Genomic DNA, 20,972 nt, shown 5'->3' on the forward strand with positions numbered 1-20,972 from the left:
GGAGTTAAGAAGCTAATGCCTTGGTTTGTAAAGATTGAAGAAGGCAAAGTGGATAAACCTACCTTTGACCAATATGTACCTGCCCACAAAGCTTACATTCAGGATTTGATTGCTAAAGGACACAAAGCGCGAACAGGCTATTGGGCAGAGCAAAGAGGCGGAATGTTGCTGTTTGAGGCTGGCTCAAGGGATGAAGCAGAAGCAATTGTAGCTGATGACCCCTTGGTGAAATATGGCTGCGTCAACTATCAACTTTATGAATGGCGGATTGTTATGGAATAACACACATTTACTGGTTTTTAATGTTATGCTTTTAGAAGACCTGGATCTATGCGACTGCAACACCCAAATCTTGTCAGAACCGGAAGGTAGCAGCAACACGGGAGGCTTGTGGTAGGCGTAGTCTCCGGGTCGCCCTATTTGTAGGAGCGGTCTGAAACAATGGCTGGTTTTGGAGATATTGTTCAAAAAGCTTTTTACCTCGGTGTTGGATTAGCTTCTTACGCGGGTGAGAAAGCAGGGGGAAAATTAGCCGAAGTGCGATCGCAAGTCCAAAAACTGGCAGATGAAATGGTGGCAAAGGGCGAAATGAACACAGAAGAAGCCCGCCGCTTCGTTGAAGATATGATGAAGCAAGCCCAACAGTCCCAAGCATCTGGTGAAACCTCTGAAAAAACACCTGCTTCTGAACCTCGCCGCATTGAAATTTTAGAGGAAGATGAAGAACCAACGGTGAAACAGGGATCAACTGATGAGAACACGGAGAAATTACGCCAAGAAGTGCTAAACCTGCAAAACGAGTTAAAACGATTGCAACGCGATCAATAAAAAACATTGTTTGATCTAATACCAGTATAAGTGGCACTTCAGACAGAAACTTGATAAGATACATTGCCTAGTGTGTATAGTGCTTCAAGCTAGATAGCACAAATCTTCCTGTTTATAGCCTGTAAAGGCATCAAGTTTATGGAACAGTGGCAAAAAGATTTAGCAGAAATTGTTGAAACAGTGGCTGATGAAGTAGAGCGTTTCTTCCTGGGAATGAGTGAAATAGTAGACGCTTTTTTTGAGCTAACGGAAGAAATCACCGAGCAAGTTCCTAACATTGCTACTGAAGTCGATCAGTATTTACAGGATTTGACCGAACCAATGTTTGAAGCTTACTGGGAACTGGAAGACCTTGTAACAGATGTAGATCCAGGTTTTCCTTATTCAGTTGAACCCACGGCTGAGAAGAATCCTGCCTGTATCGGTTGTACTCACTACCACGGTCAAGTTTATAATGGTAATTTGTTAGTTTGTGCCATGCATCCCCACGGTTGTGAAGATGAGAATTGTCCAGACTGGGAGAAGAAAGAGTATTGAGAGGGAGTGGGGAGTCATTCAAGTTTAGATTTTGAATTTTGGATTGGAGGAAAAATTTAAAATCTAAAATCCAAAATTGGCAGAGTTAAAAGTTAAAAAGCTACAAAATTTAATAAAGGACGTAAAGATCAGTAAAACAACTAATGACAAATAACAAATGACAACTGACAAATTATCTGAAAGTGTAACCCAGTCAAGCCAAGAAATGAAGTATGGCGAACGCGACATTGCCGAAGGTAAACTAATTACCTTTCCGAATCCGCGCGTGGGAAGGCGATATGACATTAACATTACTTTGCCGGAATTTACTTGTAAATGTCCGTTTTCTGGTTATCCTGACTTTGCGACAATTTACGTTACCTATGTGCCTGATGAACGGGTAGTGGAATTGAAGGCGCTTAAGCTTTACATTAACAGTTACCGCGATCGCTACATTTCACACGAAGAATCTGCTAATCAAATTTTGGATGATTTTGTAGCTGCTTGTGATCCGTTGGAAGCTACTGTGAAAGCAGATTTTACGCCTCGCGGTAATGTACATACCGTAGTTGAAGTGCGTCATCATAAGTACCCATAATAAAAACTTTGGCTTGTAGTGAGGATTTAAGTCCTCTCTACAAGATGCTAGGTGAATAAAATTAGCACTTTTTACTCAGGTTGATCAAATAACGCGATCGCCTATCCTAAACTAAAAACTACTTATTCTCCAATCTTCTTTGCAGCAGATTGCACTTGAAGCACAACTTTTTGAGACAAAGGAATATATCCGAGTTCCAAACTGGATTTTTGCCCGTCAATCACAGCCCAATCAATAAAGTTTTTCAGCGTTTGAGCTTTAACTCGGTTCGGATATTGGTGATAAGTTAAAAGCCAGGTGTAAGTAACGATGGGATAAGACTGGGCACCTTTAGGATCAGTGATAAAAGCAATCAAGTTATCGGCGGGTAATTTCACTGCCTCTAAGGTTTGAGCTACAGATTCTGGTGTTGGTGTAATATAATTACCAAATTTATTTTCCAAAGCAGCCATAGGAAGTTTATTTTGTTTAGCGTAGACGTATTCTACATAGCCAATAGCTCCTGGAATTTGTTGAATTAAGGCGGTAACACCTTCGTTACCTTTTCCACCAATTCCTACTGGCCATGCTACAGATTTACCTGCTGCAATTTTGCTTTTCCATTCTGGACTTATAGCGCTTAGATGTTGCGTTAATACACTTGTAGTTCCACTACCATCAGTTCGGTGTACAACCTGAATCGCTAGATCGGGCAAATTTACCCCTGGATTAGCTACAGCTATTCTAGGATGATTCCAATTCGTAATTTTTCCGAGGAAGATATCTACGTAGACTTGGCGTGGTAGTTTTAAACCAGTTGACAGATTGACTTGAGATGACTGGCGAGCGGCTGGCACAAGGTTGTAAGCTAGTACAATAGAACCGGCAGTTATGGGTAAAGCGATCGCTCCCCGTTTTATCTTAGCTGCTTGTTGATTTGTAATTCCTACATCACTAGCTGCAAAGTCCACAGTACCTTCAATGAGTTGTTGCACTCCAGCACTGCTTCCTATAGCTTGATAGTTAATTTCTACATTGGGATTTTGCTGGTTATAATCTGAAAGCCAGCGTTCGTACAAAGGTGCGGGAAAACTTGCCCCAGCACCTACAAGAGAAACACGGTTGATGTTTCGATTATTGGTAGTGCAAGAAGCAATATTCAACAAGATAGCTATTAACGGTAGAAGGTAAACGCGTCTCTTAAATTGAAGTTGAGCAGACATAAAAATCTTTTGTTCCAATGTTTAATAAATACCTTTAATAATTTCCCAATCTGTAGCCGTGGAAGTGGCGTAATTAATTGTAAATAAATAACTTTGAAACGCATAATCGCTTCTCTACGAAACGCTACGCGAACGCCTTTTTGCAGGATAAGTACGCAAAGTAACGCAAAGTAATCCTCTGCGTTCCTCTGCAGTTTCCTTTGCACACCTGAAGCGTTTAAACTTCAATCGCCGCCTCTTTTTCTTCACCTTTTGGCTGCGAACTCAGGCGATCTAAAATCTCCAAAACCTCTTGTTCAAAAGCAACTTGGGCGCGATTAGTTTTACCACCTACATATAGGCGATCGCCTTTTTGCAATGCCCATATTTGCGAATGAGAAAAGTAACTCATCACCACACCCAGCATTAATAAACCAAACCCTGAGTAAACAATTGGTATACCTGGATCAGCTTTAATTTGTAAGCCAGTGCTGCCAATTACATCTAGAACTTTGAGCTTCACGCCATTGACTTGCGTAGACATCCCAGCGCGGACAGTATCAACAAGTTTGCCAGCAGGATCATAAATTAATACCATCCCTTGCAAATCTTTGGCTAGCAAAGAGACGCCCTCACTCAAATCCGGTTTCGTAGGAACCCAAGTTCCCCAAATGCGCCCTTGTCCATTGGTGTTCAATCGCGCCATTGGTAGCTGAAAAATCGGGCTGTTGTTAAATTGGACGCGAACACCCGCAATTCCCCAATCAGTTTGGTAGAAAGTTACACCATGATAGCGGAGAGGCTCGTTAACAAAAATCTTCTTGTGGTCAACTTCGTCCCCCTGCTTATTCAAGACAGACAGATCCGAATAAAATTGATCAATGCCGCCAGATGGAGTGTAGTCAATCCAAAAACGATTGACGCGAACAGACCAATCTTTCGGAACTTGAGGTGCTGCTAAAGGGCCAGCATCTACAATATTTGTCACTTGAAATGTATCGCCACTAGCAACCATTTCCTGAGCCAAAAAACCAGTCATCGCCCCCCAAATTCCCCCGATCAAAATAGCGACGATGCCAATATGAACAATAATTGGGCCGATGCGTCCGACTATTCCTTTGCGAGCGTAAAGGAGATTTTCTTTTTCTGGATCTGGAAAAATTTTATAGCGGCGTTTCTGTAATATTTGGCTGAGAGAATCCAGAGAACCAGTATCTAGTTCTGCACTTAAAGCTAACTTTTGAAATTGCCGTGGTTCTTCGTAATATTTCCAGCGCTGGGCAGCTTTTAAGGCTGGTAACTGCCGGGTAAATGAACAAGCAGTTAAACTAGTGCCAAATAAGATGAGTAATGCTAGAAACCACCAGGTACGATACACGTGGTCTAACCCAACTACTTGAATTACCTTCCAAGTTAAGAAACCAAATAAAGCTGGATGTTCTGGATAGTTGGCTTGGTAGAATGCGGGTGACTGGCCTTGCTCAATTACAGTACCAGTAGAGCTAAAGATTGCAATCAATAGCAGTAGTGCGATCGCTAGTCGTAAGTTGGTCAGTACAGGCAAAAGCTCTTGGCGTAAGAACTGCCCAGGTACTGCCCACCATTTTAATTCTTTGGAAGCTGAATCTTCTATAGTCATTATGTGTAAAATCTAACAAAGGTATTGATAATATCAAAGATTGAAATTAAAAACTGCCAAGAGGAATCCGAGAAATTAAGGAAAATACACCAAATCCTACTAATAGCGCCCCACTAACTGGGTTAATCCAACCAGACCAGCGACGCAATTCTAGTAACTTTTTAATTGAAGCTGTAAAAGTACCTGCTAAAATCAATGGAGCTACATAACCGGCTGTGTAAGAAAGTAGCAAAACAGCCCCTAAAATTAAATCTTGTGTATTGGCAATCCAACCCAACAAACTAGCTAAAACAGGCGTGCTACAAGGAGATGCGACTAAGCCGAAAGTCAGCCCTAGCAAGTAGGAACGCAATCCTGCTGGTAAATCTGGTGAAATCCAATTCGTTTCACCCAAGGATGGAAATTGCAGAGGTAGTGCTTCTAGTAAGTTCAGCCCCATAAGAATGGCAATAATGCTGACGATAATCGGCAAACCAATTCCCACTTGCCCATAGACTTTACCGACAAAACCTGCTATTATCCCTAACCCTGCTAATGTAGTTGCTAATCCTAAAGCAAACCAAGTTGATTGGGCAGCTGCTTGGACGCGGCTTTTGGCTTCATAACCACCGATGTAACCAATGGTAATTGGTAGCATAGAAAGCATACAGGGTGTGAGACTGGTGAACAAGCCAGCCGCAAAGATAATACCAACACTCACTACGCTAAGGTGTGTCAGTTGATTAGAAACGAGGCTGTTGGCAAATTGTTCTAGTTGGTAAATTTGGGTTTGCAGGTTATCAAACATAGAAAGTTTTTGAGCGGGAAATGCTTACTCTGCTTGAATTTTAGCTTATTTTAGCTTTGTGAGTCATTGAAGAGGAAAAGGGTAAGAGGGCAGGGGAGAAGACCGCATAAATAAATTTAGAAATTTAGAGGCTTGAAACCCTTTTAGCAGCGTAATTATAGAACTTGATCTCATGTCCGCTTAAAGACTTATCATGAAGACCGCAGGCAGCAGGGGGAAAAAGGACTTTCCGGTTTTTGCACAGATGTTGGAATCATAACTAATTAACCGGACATCATATGACCAATGGCATACTTAGATATCTCCCCACAGTTGTTTAACCCGTTTCAAATCTTTACATACAATTTAAAAGATTTCATAATGCGACACCTCATAAGCTCTAACCCTACAATCGCGGTCACAGGTGATTGTAGGGTTTTTTATATACCCTATGATGGTTAATTTGGAGGTTATCTACCTATTTTTATAATCTAAAATCTAGTTTCGTATTCAACTTGGAATTGATTTTCATCCCCCAAATTAGTTGAGCCTCGCATCAAAATTTCGTCATTGAGTCGATAAAGCACGTTATAACGGAAAGACTCATCGCTAGAAAGAGGGCGTGATAAAGAAGCAGAGAAATTTCTACTAATGTCAAATACACCTTCTGCTGATAAATTCAGAACTGAAGCTGTCGTTGTTTCATTATTAGTGCTAGGGGTGGGAAATATCCGAAATTCGCTGAAACCAATAGCCTGTCCGATCGCAGTAATAGTTCCTTGCAAACCACCTAAAATGGTAGAGCTAGCGAAATTAGTCAGTCCTTGTCCTGCATCTGCTTGACCGAAAGAACCAAGAATCGAGCCACCCAGTAAAGCAACTATTTCTCCTCTACTACGGTTAGGTTCACTCGTTAGTTCCAGATTTTCACCCAATTCACTAGCTGGCCCGTTAACCCTGGCTTGAACGCGAACTGTACGTAAAGTCCCAAAGTTGCTAGCAGAAACATCGCTGATTTCAGCAGACAATGGTGATTCCAAAATTCGATTATTCGTTGCCGATGCTTCAGGTACAATTGCGAGCAGTCGGACATCCAAAGTGGGGTCAAGTCCTTGACTTGGAATAAACCGCGCGGTTTGTTCATAGCCCCGTTCCAACGCGAACTCAGTGGAAAATAAACTTACTCGTCCTCCTGTCAAACGAATGACTCCTTCAGGACGCGGTTTGGCTAATGTACCATTAATGGTCAAGTCGCCTTTTGCTTCAAAGCTCAATAGGGGCTGGCTAAAGACGGCTGCTCCTGGTATTGAGTCGAGAAAAGATTGACTGGTAACACGAACATCGTCGTCTAGAATTAACCTTAAATCTGCAAACTCTATAGGTAAATTGGGTGGAGTTGCTGTGCTAGTGCTACTTTCTGGCGTAATCACGGGGCTAGGATTACTCTCTGCTGTAGGTGTGACATTAACGTTAAACTCTTCTCTATTTATGACGTTAGCGTTAGCCGCTGCTGTAGCTGCTGATTTTTTTTCACCAGTAGCCGAGTTTCCAATAATCACCTGACCATCACTCAGTTCAATCTCTCCACCAATTACAGGTTTTAGCGCTGTTCCGCGAAGTACGATATCGCCGCCAACACCGCCTTCATACAGTCCTGCAATTTCAAAGTTGAGTTTGTCTGCTATTGATACTGTGAGAGGATTTACTACGGCTTGCTGAGGCTGAAGAATCGGGAGTATGCCTGATGCACTTACTTGCCCTTCATTGTAAGTGCCTTGGATACCTTGGACATTCACCGTAGTGCCATTAAATTGCGCTGTTCCTGTGACATTCGTTAGGGGTTCAGATAAGGCTTTAGCGCTAAAAGTTGCATCATTAAGTGTGACATTGCCGTTAATAATTGGTTCGTTTAAAGTACCTTGAACATTTAAATCTACTTGTCCTTGACCATTTACCCAAGCGACTTGATTGTTAGTAAACAGGTTTAACAGTGCCAATCCTTCATTGTTCACATTGGCGTTGATGCTGATTTGATTGCTATCCGGTTGCACTTCGGCAAAAGGTAACGGAGCAGGTACGCTACCTGTAATAGTAACTGGCTGCGTTCCTGTCACTAGTAAGCTACTGTCAAAATTCAAACGAGCATCGTTGTAATCAAAGTTGACTTGTCCTGTTTGTACAGGTTGCTTGTTAAGAGTCGCATTAGCCAGTGTCACTTCCCCTTGAACTCTGGGATCTTGTAAACTACCTCCCAATGTGGCATTAGCATTGACATTACCAGTGATATCTATGGGGTATTGTTCGATAAAAGGCTGTAAAAGTGATAAAGGTAAACTTGCTACATTCAAATTTCCAGATAGTTGCTCAGTTCCTAACTGCCCTGAAAAAGCCACCAGTCCTTGATTTATACCGACACTTAACGGCGAAAGTGTGACGATTCCATCAGCAAAAGTACCTTGAGCAACGACTTGATTAATGGAGTATTCACCCCATTGCCAGTTAGAACCTTGGAAATTAAAGCCGACATTCAACCCAGACTTTAACGAGCCATTAGCTGTAATTCCTCCGCTCAAAGCACCCGTTAATTCTGCAAGGGTAGGTAAAGATGCAGTTTCATTTCTCTCTTCTTGCTGTTGTTGTGCTACCAATCTTCTAATTTTTGAGAAATATGCAAGCTGTGTTAGCAAATCTGCATTGGGCAAACTGATAGCGTTGGTATCAAGTACCTCTGCTCCAGCTAACGTTGGAGGCTGCAACCCGGTACCAAAGTCTTGAAAATCAAAGATATTAAACGCTTGTAAAAGTCTCTGGATTCTTGCTTGGTCAAAATTAGCTTGGAATTGAAATTGCGGGTCGTTTCCTGCTTTTACATTTCCACTCAGGGCGATGTTGCTATCTCCAATCCGTAATTGACCATTAGCCAAGCTAGCAGTACCATCAGCATAATTAATAGTGCCGCGAAATTCATCTGCTGCTACTCTGGCAATACGAGGCCCTGCGATCGCAACGTCTCCCGCAATGGCATAATTATTCAGATTGACAACTAAATCTCCCGATAATTGTCCCGCTAGTGGTTGCAATTGATTGTTCGGTAAAAAGCCTCCAATCAGAGCGATGGGAAACTTTTGAGCGTTAATGAGTAAGTTATCTCCCTCAGTTCTACCTGTGGTAACTGCATCATCCCGCTTGACTAAAAATGAAGTGGGACGATAATCTGTACCCAGGTTCAGCGCAATCCTATCTTGTTTCCCGGCTAATTGCAGACTTGCTCCCTGTCCTCCTTGAAAATTCACGTTTCCAGTTAAAAGCGGGTCAAACGCCAAGTCACTAACTTGGAAATTCCGCAGTCGGATATTGCCAGTGGCTTGTGGAACATCTGGAGTACCTGTAACTTGTCCCTTAAAATCAAGTAACCCCGCTAGTTCTACATCACCAGGAATTTCAAAACCAGTATTTTTTAAGTTGAAATTCTGTGCCAGTACATTTAAATTAAATCCCGCAATTTCCGGTGCGCCAGTTGGTGGAGTTTGAATAGCGATCGCACCATTAGCACTCAATCCTGGGGTACTTGCATTTTCAACTATAATCTGCTGTCCATTCCACTGAAATTGAGCGGTGAGCGGTTGTGCTAGCAGCGCTACCCCTTGGGAAAGGCGGATTTTTCCGGCAGCGCGAATATCTGCAAGCTGGAAAGATTCTGTTGTCCCTGCTAACTGGATGTTGCTATTGAGCCTTCCTCGCAGTTGTGGTGAAAAACGGTTGAGTTGAATTTGAGAAGTGTTGACAGTCCCTTGCCAGCGTTGTTGTGCAAGTTGACCACTGGCTGTGATTGTCCCACCTGCCACGTTCACGACAGCATTTGGAAAGACAATATTCTCTCCTTGTTGATCAACAACAACTCGTCCAGTAGTGGGATAGGTGGCGTTAGGTGCTTGCACCCGCGCTACTGCTTGCAGATTGTTCAGAGTACCGGAAATATTGGCATTTGCTGATACATTCCCAATGGTAATACCGGGTGAGGATTCGTATGCTTTTGCGATCGCATCTCCTGGTAAATTTTGTGCTTGCACATTCAATGCCACCCTACCTTGGGGTGCAAGCTGAAGTTGACCGCTAGCTGTGACTTGCCCTCCCACCTCTGGACTTGCCTGAATGCTAGCAATATTGACGTTTAATGGTCTACCTAGAGAGCCAGAAACTTTTGCGTTTGCAGATATACCACCAATATTAATCGGAGTTGATATACCGTACCCTTGAGCGATCGCATTTCCTGGTAAATTTTGAGCTTGAATATTTACGCCTACTTGACCTTGGGGAGCGAGTTGAATTTGACCATTAGCTGTGATTTGCCCCCCGCCTGGCGGCGTTACTTGAACACTAGTAATATCAAGGTTCAATGGCTGTTTGGCTAGTGAACCAGTAATTTGTGCTTTTGCTGAAACATTGCCAACTGCGATCGGTAGAGTCACGCCGTAGTTACGTGCTAGTATATCTCCGGATACACCATCAACTTGAGCATTAAATATTACGTTGTCTTTGACTCCTACATTAGCTTGACCGCTTCCTGTAATTTGACCACCTGCTGCGGGGACTAAATTCAGATTAGAGACGGTAAGTTGAGAAGCATTTTCAGATACATTCAAGCGAAAGTCAGTGTTGACGGTTTTAAATTGAAGGCGGTCAACTTGAATAGGTTTTGTATTGCTTACCGTACCGCTAACGACTGGTTGCTGAAGTGCGCCACCTACTTTAATATTTGCTTGAACTTCGCCACTAACTGGAACTGGCGAATTTACATTCAGCGTGTCTAAAATATTTTTCGCACTAACAGGTTTTATTTGAGCAGAGACATTAAAGCCTGTTTGGCTATTAATTGTTCCATTAGCCGAAATAGGAACTTTACCAAAGTTAGTATTTAGATTTTCTAAAGCAACTGTCTGACCATTAAATATAAATCTTCCATTAAAATTAGAAACTTGCTGAGGAATATTTGGAACTTTAGCAATGACTTGATTAGCTGTAGCGGTTCCCGTAACGGCTATTTCTGAGAGCTTAGGTGGAATTTGAACCCCTAAATCAGCTTCTATTCGCCCTGCTTGCAAAGCAATTGGCAACTCAACTAATCTACTAATATCAGAAGCTAGTAAATTTTGTGCTTGCAGCTTAAGGTTAGTTTGTTGAGCTTTTGTTTGTGTTTCACCAGAGATTTTAACTGCACCTCCCCTGGCGAGTTGAGCATTAAGGTCATAACCAATTCGTTGATTTTGATCAAAAAATCGGGCAATACCACCAACTTGATTTAATATTACTGAGCCTTTCGGTCTAGTTGGTGCGGAGGCTGGGGATAACTCTACATTCCCATCTTGAATTTGAAGTGTCTCCAAGTCGGTTTGAATAAAGCCTTGTCCCTCCCCAGCCTTGACTTGGGCAGTAACCCAGCGACCATCCTGATCCTGTTGGATGTAAACATTGGGTTGAATTAACGTCGCGTTTAATGCCAGTTTTCGGCTGAGGAGAAGCTGCAAGGGCGAGAACTGCACCTCCAAAGCTTTTGCTACCACCTGATCTGGATCGGTGGGAGTTGCTGGTATTGATAGAGAGCTAAATCTTAGGCTAGAAAGCGAAAAACGTTCAACGTTCCCAACTTTTACTGGACGCCCAAGCAATTGTTCGAGATTTTGCTGCACTAATGGCGCTAAATCTTTATATATATAGTTTCTAGCCCACCAAGCACCGACTGCAATTCCAACCAGCAAAATGACACCGAGAGCCAAACTGGTACGTCCTAAGAGGAGGAGCCATAAACGATGATTAGGTGGTTTCTGGTTATTTTCTGAATTTGGAGAGTGCGTCATTATCGTTACAGTACTTTTATATGGAATAAGCCAGGAAACAGGCTAGTAGGAGTTGTATCAGCTAGTTGCAAGTTGCGGCTTTATAATATATTTTGAGTAACAATTTTTACCCAGTATTTAGTTGTTCTCGCCTTTCAATTTGGAGATTTCATCTAGAGTATGGTACTTAATTAGCACTTCCTTAACCTAAGCAGTAATTACATTTATTCTCTGCTTTACCTTTGAAAGTCTATGGTCATCCAAATAGTTGTTTGATAAATTTTGTCTCCTTTTTGTAAGGCAAAGTACATGATTATATGCTTTCTCTCACAATACGTATATTGCCATCAACTATCTTTATGTATAAATAATTGATATCTTTAGATAGATTTTCTTTGCTTGGGTATTATACCTTAGAGTTGAGATAATAAATTTATTAAGTATTCAACTACTCCGTGAGAACTCCTGTATGTACCATGCTAATTAGAAAATTTAACCCTGTAGAATCTTACCTAGTGCTGACGGCTTTGTTATGGCAATTGCACACGCTACGGATAGCATTCCTTTAAAATTGTCACAACTTTGCTATTGTCCTCGCAGCAGGTGCATCTACTCGCATGGGTATTTGAAAAGCTTCACTCTCTTGGGGTGATGGTCAAACATTATTAACTTATCAACTAGAACAGTGGTTAAGTGTAGGTTTTACCCCTGTCTGTAGTTGTGCTAAGTTCACACAATAGCGATAAACAAAAAGATTGTCCTCTTGGCAATTTGGCTGTAATTAATCCTCATGCCAATGGGGGGAAGACACTTCCTTACTTGCAGGGTTGCAACATATTCTTCCAAGCTTTGAAATATTAGCGATTTCAGCAGTTGAACCCAGAAAATTAGATATTTACCAAAGATTACTGCTAGTACACAAAGAAAATTTAGGATTGATTACTGCACCCACATATCAAGGTAAAATGGGGCATCCATTGTTATTTAGTAATGGGATGCAATGCCTACGACGGGCTGCGCCTAAGCACTTACAAAATATCCGTGAAGAAATCTTAGGTTCACGCCAAATTCTCAAATAATTTTATCCAGTAATTCATAAAGTTAAATTTGATACTCCGGTTGTGTTATTAGATATCAACACGCCGGAAGTATATCAGGAACAACTACATAATCTTGGGTAACAACAGCTTACGAACAAGATTCCCAACTTCTTAGAGAAGTTGGGAACCATATTTCGATTACTTTTTCGCAAACTCAATCAATCATCAGTTGGATCATCAATCATTTCCGGTACTAAAGCTGGGTTACTTTTACGTTCTTCTGGTGATTGCTCCCGAATAACATCGTCTATTCTCGCAGGGTGTTTGATTTTGTCGAGTACCTCTGGATCTAGTTGCGATGGATCACCTTCTGGACTCGATTTTTCAGCTTGACTAGGAACTGTTTCCTTATTCATTACTATTTCCCCAAACTTATACACCAAGCTTAAGTTCTTTTGTAGTGAGGTACACACTATCTTGAGACTTATTTCACCCAGTGGTAAATTAAAAAGGCAATTGCTCGTTGTAGACCAAAGTTGACACTTTCAGCGCTAAAAAGTTTTATCTTAAGTTACGTACGATTATTTTTCATCAGCCACCAAGAACGCAAATGTGCGATCGCTTCTTCTTTTTGTTTGGCTTCGACTTCGATCCACGGTGCTTGGTGGTAAACGTTGGGCATATCGGTAATCAAGTCGCTGTGTTTTCTGTCGTTGAAAGCTTGCTCACCATTAGAAATATGGACTAATTGCCAATCTGGATTTGTCCAAGTTTCTCGCGCTGCGTAAAACATGGATGCTACACTCGGATGATCGTAGCTATCTAGATTTTCGTGGCAAATATGGTGATGGGCATCAAATACCATCGGCACGCCACCTTGCTGACATACTGCTAAAATTTCTTCGGAGCTATAGGCGTATTCATCGTTTTCCAGAGTTAAGCGGCTTTTGATGTTTTCTGGTAGCTCGGAAATTACTTTTACTAGTTGTTCAAAACGTTGAGATTTGCCACCATGAATATTCATTAATGACCAAGGCGATCGCGGTAAGCCCAGTAAGTCCAGTATACGCGCATGTCCTGCGAGATTATTGATACTTGCCTGTACCACTTCGGGAGAATCAGAACTCAGCACTACAAATTGATCTGGATGCAACACCATTCTGATGCTTAATGCATTCGCTCGCTCACCGATTGTTGCTAAATCAGCGCTCATTCCCTCTAATATATTTACGCCAATTTCGTCTTCTAAGTCACTGAGGGGAAATAAAGCAGAAGACATCCGATAAAGCTGAATTTTATTCTGCTCACAAAAGGAGAGAGCGTCATGCAAGCGTTGTAAGTTATGCCGATACAGTTCATTCAGGGCACTTTCGCGATCGCTTTGGGAAAGTTTTAAGTATCGGGTGCGCGTCATTGTCCGAAAGCGCACTTGTTTGTCAGAGGTGATACAAACTAGCCCCAAATAGGGCAGTGTAGTTTTTTCGCACTGCTGTGCATTAGGTAAGTTTTGAAACTCGATTGCGGTCATTAACTAATACTAACTGTTGCTGTTTTGAGCCATTATTTAATTTAAACAAGTTCTGCCTCTAGCTTACAAGTATCTAAAGAATGAAGTCTTAAGCCTTAAAAGATGGATGTTTTAAAATGTCTCTACTTATGTCGTCGCTGATGCCATTGCCAAGCATGGGTGAGGATTTCGTTAACGTTAGGATACTGGGGATGCCAACCCAAAATTTCAGTTGCTTTGTCGCTGCTGCCAACTAAAATAGGAGGGTCGCCTGGTCTGCGATCGCGCTCCTCTATTTTGATTTCTTTGCCTGTTACTTCCTGAGCAGTTTCTATCACTTCTCTAACTGAAAAACCACTGCCATTTCCCAGATTAAATACTTCGCTTTCTCCACCTTTGAGCAGATATTCCAAACCCAAAATATGAGCTTGCGCTAAATCAGTTACGTGAATATAATCCCGGATACAAGTACCATCTGGAGTAGGGTAATCAGTGCCGAAAATAAAGATAGATTCGCGTTTCCCCAAGGCAGCTAATAGTACTAATGGTATAAGGTGAGTTTCAGGTTCATGGTCTTCACCTAGCAATCCATTGGGGTCAGCACCGGCGGCGTTAAAGTAACGGAAACGTACAGATTTTAAATTGTAAGCTGCATCAAAATCAGATAAAATTCTTTCTACCATCCACTTGCTAGTGGCATAAGGACTAATGGGATCTTGTGGATGTTCTTCGGTAAGCGGAACAAACTTTGGTACACCATAAAGGGCGCAGGTAGAAGAAAAGATAAATTTCTTAATTGACGCAGCAAGCATTGCCTCTAAAAGTGTCAAAGTGCCTGCAACATTATTTTGATAATATTTAGCTGGGTCGGTGACAGATTCACCCACGGCAATATAAGCAGCAAAATGCATTACTGCCTCTATATTGTGAGTTGCAAATATGTTATCAAGCAGGGCGCGATCGCTCATGTCACCAACAATCAACTTTATCTGCAAAACATCTTCTACAAGTTCACGATGTCCATTGGATAGATTATCCAGAACGATTACTTCATAACCTGCATTTTTTAGAGCTAATACAGCATGGGAGCCAATATATCCGGCTCCTCCAGTTACTAAAATGGTTGACATAATTGGGGATTGGGGGTAAAGAGAAATTTGGTTACTATAGTAATCCTATCTGATTTGTGAAAATTCTCAGTGTCCAGATACCCGACTTCTTAAAGAAGTCGGGTATCTAACTTTTCACGAATGATTTAGGACTGCTGTAGATAGTTCTAAATTAATGACATAAACTACTAAATTCTTTCTTCTAAGTAGCGAGAAATTGCACTCTCAAGCGATGGCATAAATTCACCTCGGCTACTACCAAGAACGCTGTAAGTTGGGCGGGGAGCAGTTAAACCAAGTTGTTCTGTAGGCACAGAAATCAGATTGGTGACACTAACTCCAGCTTGTTTAGCCGCTAATCGCGCGAAATCAGCCCAGGCGATCGCACTCTTATTCGCCAAATGCCACAGCCCAGACTCACCGTCAATTAATAAATCTAGGCTGGCATGAACTAAATCTGGTACATACGTAGGTGAAACAATTCCATCCTCGGCGGCAATGAAATTATTACCAGCACTAAGCTGACGCAGAGCGATCGTAACAAAGTTATACTCATCCCACGGGCCAAAAAATGCACTAGTGCGAATCACTAGCGATGCGGGATAAGCCTGCAATACCAGCTTTTCTGCCAAAACTTTGCTGCACCCGTATACATTCAGGGGAGCAACAGTATCAGTTTCAACATAAGGATTAGACCCAGCACCGTCAAATACCAAATCTGAGGAGAAAGTTAATAGCGGTACGTTATGTTCAGCACAAGCAGCAGCTAGAATCGCTGGGCCTTCGGCGTTCACTTGTATACAAACATGGGGTTCATTTTCGGCATCGTCCACCCGCACGTAACCGGCAGCGTTCACAACCGCCCACGGCTTCAACTGGGTAAGCGCCGCATCCACAGAGGCAGGATCGGTAATATCCATTTCTTGGCGCGTCAGCAGCTGATATGAAATTCCGCGTACTTCGCACAACCGAGCAAAAGCCTTTCCGAGAGTTCCTCTGGCACCGACGATCGCCAGGGGACGTATCAATTTTGGATTTTGGATTTTGGATTTTGAACTATTCGAGAGTGTGGGATTTTTTGTACGACAACTGACTGTTGGATATAACAGGCGCTGTTGGCGATGCCACCAGCCAGGGGTTTCAAGTAGCGGATGATTTAGTTGATGCCCATTTGCTAGATTTTGCACCATTTTTGCGATCGCTGTCGGTCTAGGATGTGGCGATTCTCCTTCGGAGACGCTACGCGAACGCAAATCAAATACACCTGGCTCGTAGTAACCGTTAGCTTTTGTCACTAAACTATTCCAATCGTAGCTGCCAAGGAGCGCCCAAACAGTGACAGCGCGGATATCTACACCCTCAGTTTGTAATTCCTTCGCCGCATTCCACACCTCATCAAGCCAGCGTAGCTGCTCCTCACGGGTGCAGCTAATATGAGCTTCGGTGACAGCAAGGGGCAGGTGATAGCGTTCCCATGCTTCTAGTAACAATGTACGTGGCCCTGCCAAACCCTCAGCACAAACTCGCACCGCCTCTACATCTGCATACTTGTCATGCCCATTACCGCCATGCGTCCAAGCTGGATAGTTTTCTGTGTTTTCATCCAAAAAGCGTTCGCTGGTTAAATAATGGTTAATCCCAATGATGTCAGGAGGACAGGTATTTTGCAAAAATGTCTCAAGTTCAGCCTCACCGATACCACACTTCTTTAAGTAACCCCACATTGAATGAGTTGGGTTAATTCGACCGCATAATAAATCAAGGCTCAACCAACGGCGATCGTTCTCCAATTCTGCTTGATATTCTAGTTTAGGTGTACTGTAAGTCTTACCTAAATCCTCGGTTTGCACTAATTGAGCGTTAGGGTTGACTTCGCGGATTGCCTTCATTGCTAAGACTACTGCGCGACACTCTCCTAACAAAGCACGGGCGAAAGTTAAGTCATCCCGTCCGTGAGGATACCAGTGACCATACATTCCACTGAATCGCGCCGTTGTCAGTGGCTCGTTTACAGGCGTGTAATGTGTTACCCAAGGATAGCGATCGGCAACCGCACGAGCAAACACTGCTAGTTTTTCTGGAAATTCTGGATCTACCAAACTTGTATCACGCGGGCCGCTACCATGATGCACTAATCCTACAATCGGAAGGATGCCGAGTTCGCGCAAGCGCCCCAATCGCTCATCTGCCCACGACCAATCAGCATTCTCTATCCCATTAGGTGCTATCTTCTCCCACAGTACAGGGTAGCGGATGGCTTTTATCCCTAGTTCTGCAAACAAATCTAAATCATTTAAGCGCGTTGCATGACCGTTGCGTTCCAACTGGTCTAAATACTCATCACCCACGCGATTAACTGTACACTCTACACCAGCCCACACTTCCAAGGGGAGTTGTGAATTATTCTCTCTCAAGACGTTATTCACCGCGTCTTCACTTGAGTTAAAGACAAAAGTCATAATTTACACAACTAAAGCTTATATTAATTTTTTAAATTTCCGTGTTTTGATCGCTGCTAGGACTTATACAGAATATCTTTCAAACTCTGATTTATCCGTATCCTCTGTGTCTCTGCGGTAGCTTGCGGCAAGCTGCTTCTCTATGAGACGCTCTCGCGTTTGCGTCTATGTTATTCCGTAACTCACTCATAAGTCCTAGTACTGGCTCAAACTAACAATGTTTGGATTAAATAACGAACCGCACAGACACAGAGAACACAGAGAGAAAGATTCTAAAACTTGGTTTATTTAAGCATTGTTGACTTGATAGACTACTGGCAGTTTCTCCGGCTTTATTCCTGAATTCTCATTAAAGAGTAGTATGGACAGGGTACTGCCCATACTGCAAACATCAACAAACTCAAGGTTTAACCGCTATTTGTTTGTATGTTGCTAAAGCCTGCGCCACACAATGATCCATGTTGAGATACTTGTATGTAGCTAGCCGTCCCACAAAATGCACACCTGGTGTTGACTCAGCCAAAGCTCTGTATTGTTTGTAAATTTCCTGATTTTCAGGACGTGGCACGGGATAATAAGGGTCGCCCTCTGCTTTGGGAAACTCGTAAACAATACTAGTTTTGGAGTGTTCCTGCCCAGTTAGGTACTTAAATTCGGTAATACGCGTATACAGTTGTTCGTTGGGATAGTTAATTACTGGCGCTGACTGAAACACAGGGGTGTGATGCGTTTCGTGTTTGAAATCTAGTGAGCGATAGGGTAGCTTACCGTAGCGACAATCAAAAAACTCATCAACTGGCCCAGTGTAAACCATCTCGCGGCAAGGTATAGCCTTCTCGATTTCGCGGTAATCGGTGTTGAGCATTACCTTAATATTCGGATGATTTAACATATTCTCAAACATCCGAGTAAAGCCGTGCAGTGGCATTGCTTGGTAACTATCTGTGAAATACCGGCTGTCGCGGTTGGTACGGGTAGGAATTCGGGCAATTACTGTTTTATCAAGTTCTGAAGGATCGAGTCCCCATTGTTTGCGAGTGTAGTTTTTGAAGAATTTTTCGTAAAGTTCCTGACCAACTTTACTAATTACTACATCTTCAGAGGTACGGATGTGTTCTCTTGGTTCTGCAACTGACTGAAAAAACTCTTCCGCCTGGAATGAATTGAGGTTCATTCCATAGAGTTTATTGATGGTGTCAAGGTTAATGGGGATGGGAACAAGTTGTCCATCTACGCTGGCTAGAACGTGATGCTCATAAGAACGCCAAGCAGTGAACTGTGAGAGGTATTCAAATACTTCGCGGGAACTGGTATGAAAGATATGAGGGCCGTATTTATGTACGAGAATCCCGTGGTCGTCGTAATGATCGTAAGCATTGCCGCCGATATGATTGCGCTTGTCTACAACTAATACTTTTTTACCGGAATGTCTCGCCAAGCGATCAGCGATAACGCTACCAGAGAAGCCTGCACCAACAACTAAGTAATCAAATATAAAGTCTCTGGTAACGATGCTTGGTGCTTCTGGGATATCTGTTGAGATGGGAGATTTTCCATTTTTACCATTACTATTTGGTGTGGTTGCGAAGCTCTTAAAGAGCGGCTGCGCCAACGCAGAATCTATCAACTGCATCATCGATCCCCAAGTCCGATCCCAAGAAATCTGCTCTAAGAATGCATCTACCCGACTCAACCATCCTGATGCTGGGGTATCTTCTTGCAATGCCTGTTCTGCGGCGGCGACGAAATCTTCAGTCGTGTCTGCAATTCGTACTAGCTTCAAGTCTCCATAAGGACGTACCACATCTCGAATCGAGGTAGAGACTACAGGTTTACCTGCGGCTAAATACTCTGGTGTTTTAGTCGGGCTAATAAAACGTGTTGACTCGTTTCGCGCAAACGGCAACATTGCCAAATCCCAACCCCCTAGATATGCAGGCAAATCTTTATAGTCTTTACTACCGAGATAATGAATATTTTCATGCTGTGGCAGAGTTGCTGGGTCAATTTTCACAACTGGCCCAATTATGACTAAATGCCAATCAGGACGAGCCTCGGCAATTCCAGCGAGTAATTCAATATCCATCCGCTCATCAATTACACCAAAGAAGCCAAGGCGGGGATGAGGAATATTTGCTTGGTCTGCTGGTTCTTCTTTAACGGTTCTTCCTTGTCCAAAGTGGGGTACATCTACACTACTGGGAAAGGCATAAACGTTTGGATGCTGGTTTACCTTACTTTCGTAAAGGCTTTGCCCACCTGTAAATACTAAATTTGCCCGACGAAATAGTTCTGCTTCGTAGTTCTTTAAAGTAGGCGATGCTCCTTTAAAGGCAGACAATTCATCCATGCAATCGTAAATAACAGCTTCAGGTTCTAAATGGCTTGCCCATGCGATCGCCATTGGTGTATAGTACCAACAAATGTACTTAGAGATATTATGTTCTGCAAATAACCCATCAAGTAGTACTTTTATATCTGCGTTTACTGCTTCTTCACTTAGACCTTCAGGTAGATATGGAACAACAACTATCACTCCACTTTTGTCTTCACTAACGTCCAATCGTCCCAATGGTTCCCGGCTAAAAATTGGCTCTTCGATAAAGAATACTCTCTTTTTTTGAGCGCAGCGACTTAAAAGATGTTGTGGTCTTTGATATACAAAATTCCAACGCAGATGAGATAAGCAAACTATATCAGGCGTATCGGTAAAAGCTTTTGTTGACCGAGAGTTTTTGTTAAATGAGGATAAATTTATTGATGTCCCTAGAGATTGCGATTTCGCTGTCTCGGATGATTTTACTTCATTTACCGTTGGTGACACAATATGATTCACACCGTTGTTTTGTACTTGCACTTTATTGCTTGACATAGATTATTAACTCAACTTGCAGAATGTTGGACTAACAAGTTCTCTTTCTCGTAAGAATTAATCTTATTATTTGCTCTTTTTAATTACATATTCATCTATCTAAATATAGTAGTTAAAGATTATTGTATTATTCTTAAGTATTAAAATTATAACGTTAATCACACTTGGTTATGTGTCTAATTTAACTAAATATATAATTAGATATACGCCAAAAGACTTACATCGGTGTTACTTTTGTAAGTAAAGATTAAAACAAAACAAATTAAAATTATAAAAGATCTGTAGTTTACTCAAGTATTTACTACAGATGTTTTATAGTTACTGCTCAGAAATATCTGATGATGTTTAGTTCAAAAATTATTAATATAACTATGATATCAAACTAGTTTAGGCAAGGCTTCCACTATATTTATCTTTCAACTAATAGGACATTAACAATTCAAAATTAAAGACTTTAAAATCTATATTGATCAACCTTTAGACTTTTTGTTGATCACCTAAACTAACTAGAATTGTACAAATTTCCGGCTTTAGAGTGTAAATTTTGAGCAATTGCTCAATAATATGGTTTATATCGTTTGATTGGATAAAGTCGATCTGAGAAAAAATTACATTTTATTTGG

General features: G+C 42.0%; 14 protein-coding genes and 1 other RNA gene. 6 read left to right on the top strand and 9 right to left on the bottom strand.

Annotated features, from left to right (window positions below):
- Positions 1 to 15: 15 nt before the first annotated feature.
- The 5 genes from H6G96_RS14935 to queF all read left to right on the top strand — a co-directional run bounded on the left by H6G96_RS14935 (position 16) and on the right by queF (position 1,942).
- The gene (locus H6G96_RS14935; RefSeq protein WP_190912187.1) at positions 16 to 282 is read left to right on the top strand and encodes a YciI family protein; all 267 of its coding nucleotides are present in this window, start codon (positions 16 to 18) and stop codon (positions 280 to 282) included.
- Between the two features lie 37 nt (positions 283 to 319).
- Positions 320 to 416, top strand: an RNA gene (ffs, locus tag H6G96_RS14940) — signal recognition particle sRNA small type.
- Positions 417 to 441: 25 nt separating this feature from the next.
- Positions 442 to 828 (top strand): phasin family protein, encoded by a 387-nt coding sequence (locus tag H6G96_RS14945; RefSeq protein ID WP_190912188.1) that lies wholly within the window; start codon positions 442 to 444, stop codon positions 826 to 828.
- A 138-nt stretch (positions 829 to 966) separates the two neighbouring features.
- Positions 967 to 1,365 carry a hypothetical protein gene (locus H6G96_RS14950; RefSeq protein ID WP_190912189.1) on the top strand — a complete coding sequence of 133 codons (399 nt, stop codon included), beginning with the start codon at positions 967 to 969 and terminating at the stop codon, positions 1,363 to 1,365.
- A 157-nt stretch (positions 1,366 to 1,522) separates the two neighbouring features.
- The gene (gene queF, locus H6G96_RS14955; RefSeq protein WP_190912190.1) at positions 1,523 to 1,942 is read left to right on the top strand and encodes a preQ(1) synthase; all 420 of its coding nucleotides are present in this window, start codon (positions 1,523 to 1,525) and stop codon (positions 1,940 to 1,942) included.
- 122 nt (positions 1,943 to 2,064) lie between these two features.
- Here the strand turns inward: queF and pstS are convergent, their stop codons facing one another.
- The 4 genes from pstS to H6G96_RS14975 all read right to left on the bottom strand — a co-directional run bounded on the left by pstS (position 2,065) and on the right by H6G96_RS14975 (position 11,383).
- Positions 2,065 to 3,144, bottom strand: coding sequence for a phosphate ABC transporter substrate-binding protein PstS (gene pstS / locus H6G96_RS14960; protein WP_190912191.1), 1,080 nt, complete (start codon positions 3,142 to 3,144; stop codon positions 2,065 to 2,067).
- 217 nt (positions 3,145 to 3,361) lie between these two features.
- Positions 3,362 to 4,762, bottom strand: coding sequence for a cytochrome c biogenesis protein (locus tag H6G96_RS14965; RefSeq protein ID WP_190912192.1), 1,401 nt, complete (start codon positions 4,760 to 4,762; stop codon positions 3,362 to 3,364).
- 46 nt (positions 4,763 to 4,808) lie between these two features.
- Entirely contained in the window at positions 4,809 to 5,549 is a 741-nt protein-coding gene (locus tag H6G96_RS14970) for a cytochrome c biogenesis protein CcdA (protein WP_190912193.1), read from the bottom strand.
- 470 nt (positions 5,550 to 6,019) lie between these two features.
- Positions 6,020 to 11,383 carry a translocation/assembly module TamB domain-containing protein gene (locus H6G96_RS14975; RefSeq protein ID WP_190912194.1) on the bottom strand — a complete coding sequence of 1,788 codons (5,364 nt, stop codon included), beginning with the start codon at positions 11,381 to 11,383 and terminating at the stop codon, positions 6,020 to 6,022.
- An 806-nt stretch (positions 11,384 to 12,189) separates the two neighbouring features.
- On the opposite strand from H6G96_RS14975, the gene H6G96_RS41380 reads away from it, so the two are divergent.
- The gene (locus H6G96_RS41380; protein WP_242063288.1) at positions 12,190 to 12,441 is read left to right on the top strand and encodes a hypothetical protein; all 252 of its coding nucleotides are present in this window, start codon (positions 12,190 to 12,192) and stop codon (positions 12,439 to 12,441) included.
- A 179-nt stretch (positions 12,442 to 12,620) separates the two neighbouring features.
- Here H6G96_RS41380 and H6G96_RS14985 read toward each other — a convergent pair whose 3' ends face one another.
- The 5 genes from H6G96_RS14985 to glf form a co-directional block, all read right to left on the bottom strand.
- The gene (locus H6G96_RS14985; protein ID WP_118166258.1) at positions 12,621 to 12,818 is read right to left on the bottom strand and encodes a hypothetical protein; all 198 of its coding nucleotides are present in this window, start codon (positions 12,816 to 12,818) and stop codon (positions 12,621 to 12,623) included.
- A gap of 155 nt (positions 12,819 to 12,973) precedes the next feature.
- Positions 12,974 to 13,930: a UV DNA damage repair endonuclease UvsE gene (gene uvsE / locus H6G96_RS14990; RefSeq protein ID WP_190912195.1), complete on the bottom strand. Its 957-nt coding sequence runs from the start codon at positions 13,928 to 13,930 to the stop codon at positions 12,974 to 12,976.
- A 122-nt stretch (positions 13,931 to 14,052) separates the two neighbouring features.
- Positions 14,053 to 15,039 (bottom strand): UDP-glucose 4-epimerase GalE, encoded by a 987-nt coding sequence (gene galE / locus H6G96_RS14995; RefSeq protein WP_190912196.1) that lies wholly within the window; start codon positions 15,037 to 15,039, stop codon positions 14,053 to 14,055.
- A 167-nt stretch (positions 15,040 to 15,206) separates the two neighbouring features.
- A complete protein-coding gene (locus H6G96_RS15000; protein ID WP_190912197.1) occupies positions 15,207 to 17,477 on the bottom strand; it encodes a family 1 glycosylhydrolase in 2,271 nt (756 codons plus the stop codon).
- A 400-nt stretch (positions 17,478 to 17,877) separates the two neighbouring features.
- Complete coding sequence (gene glf, locus H6G96_RS15005) at positions 17,878 to 20,349, bottom strand: UDP-galactopyranose mutase (protein WP_190912198.1); 2,472 nt, start codon at positions 20,347 to 20,349, stop codon at positions 17,878 to 17,880.
- Positions 20,350 to 20,972: the final 623 nt, after the last annotated feature.

The organism is Nostoc sp. FACHB-892, assembly GCF_014698795.1.
In the GTDB taxonomy this organism is placed as follows: domain Bacteria; phylum Cyanobacteriota; class Cyanobacteriia; order Cyanobacteriales; family Nostocaceae; genus Nostoc.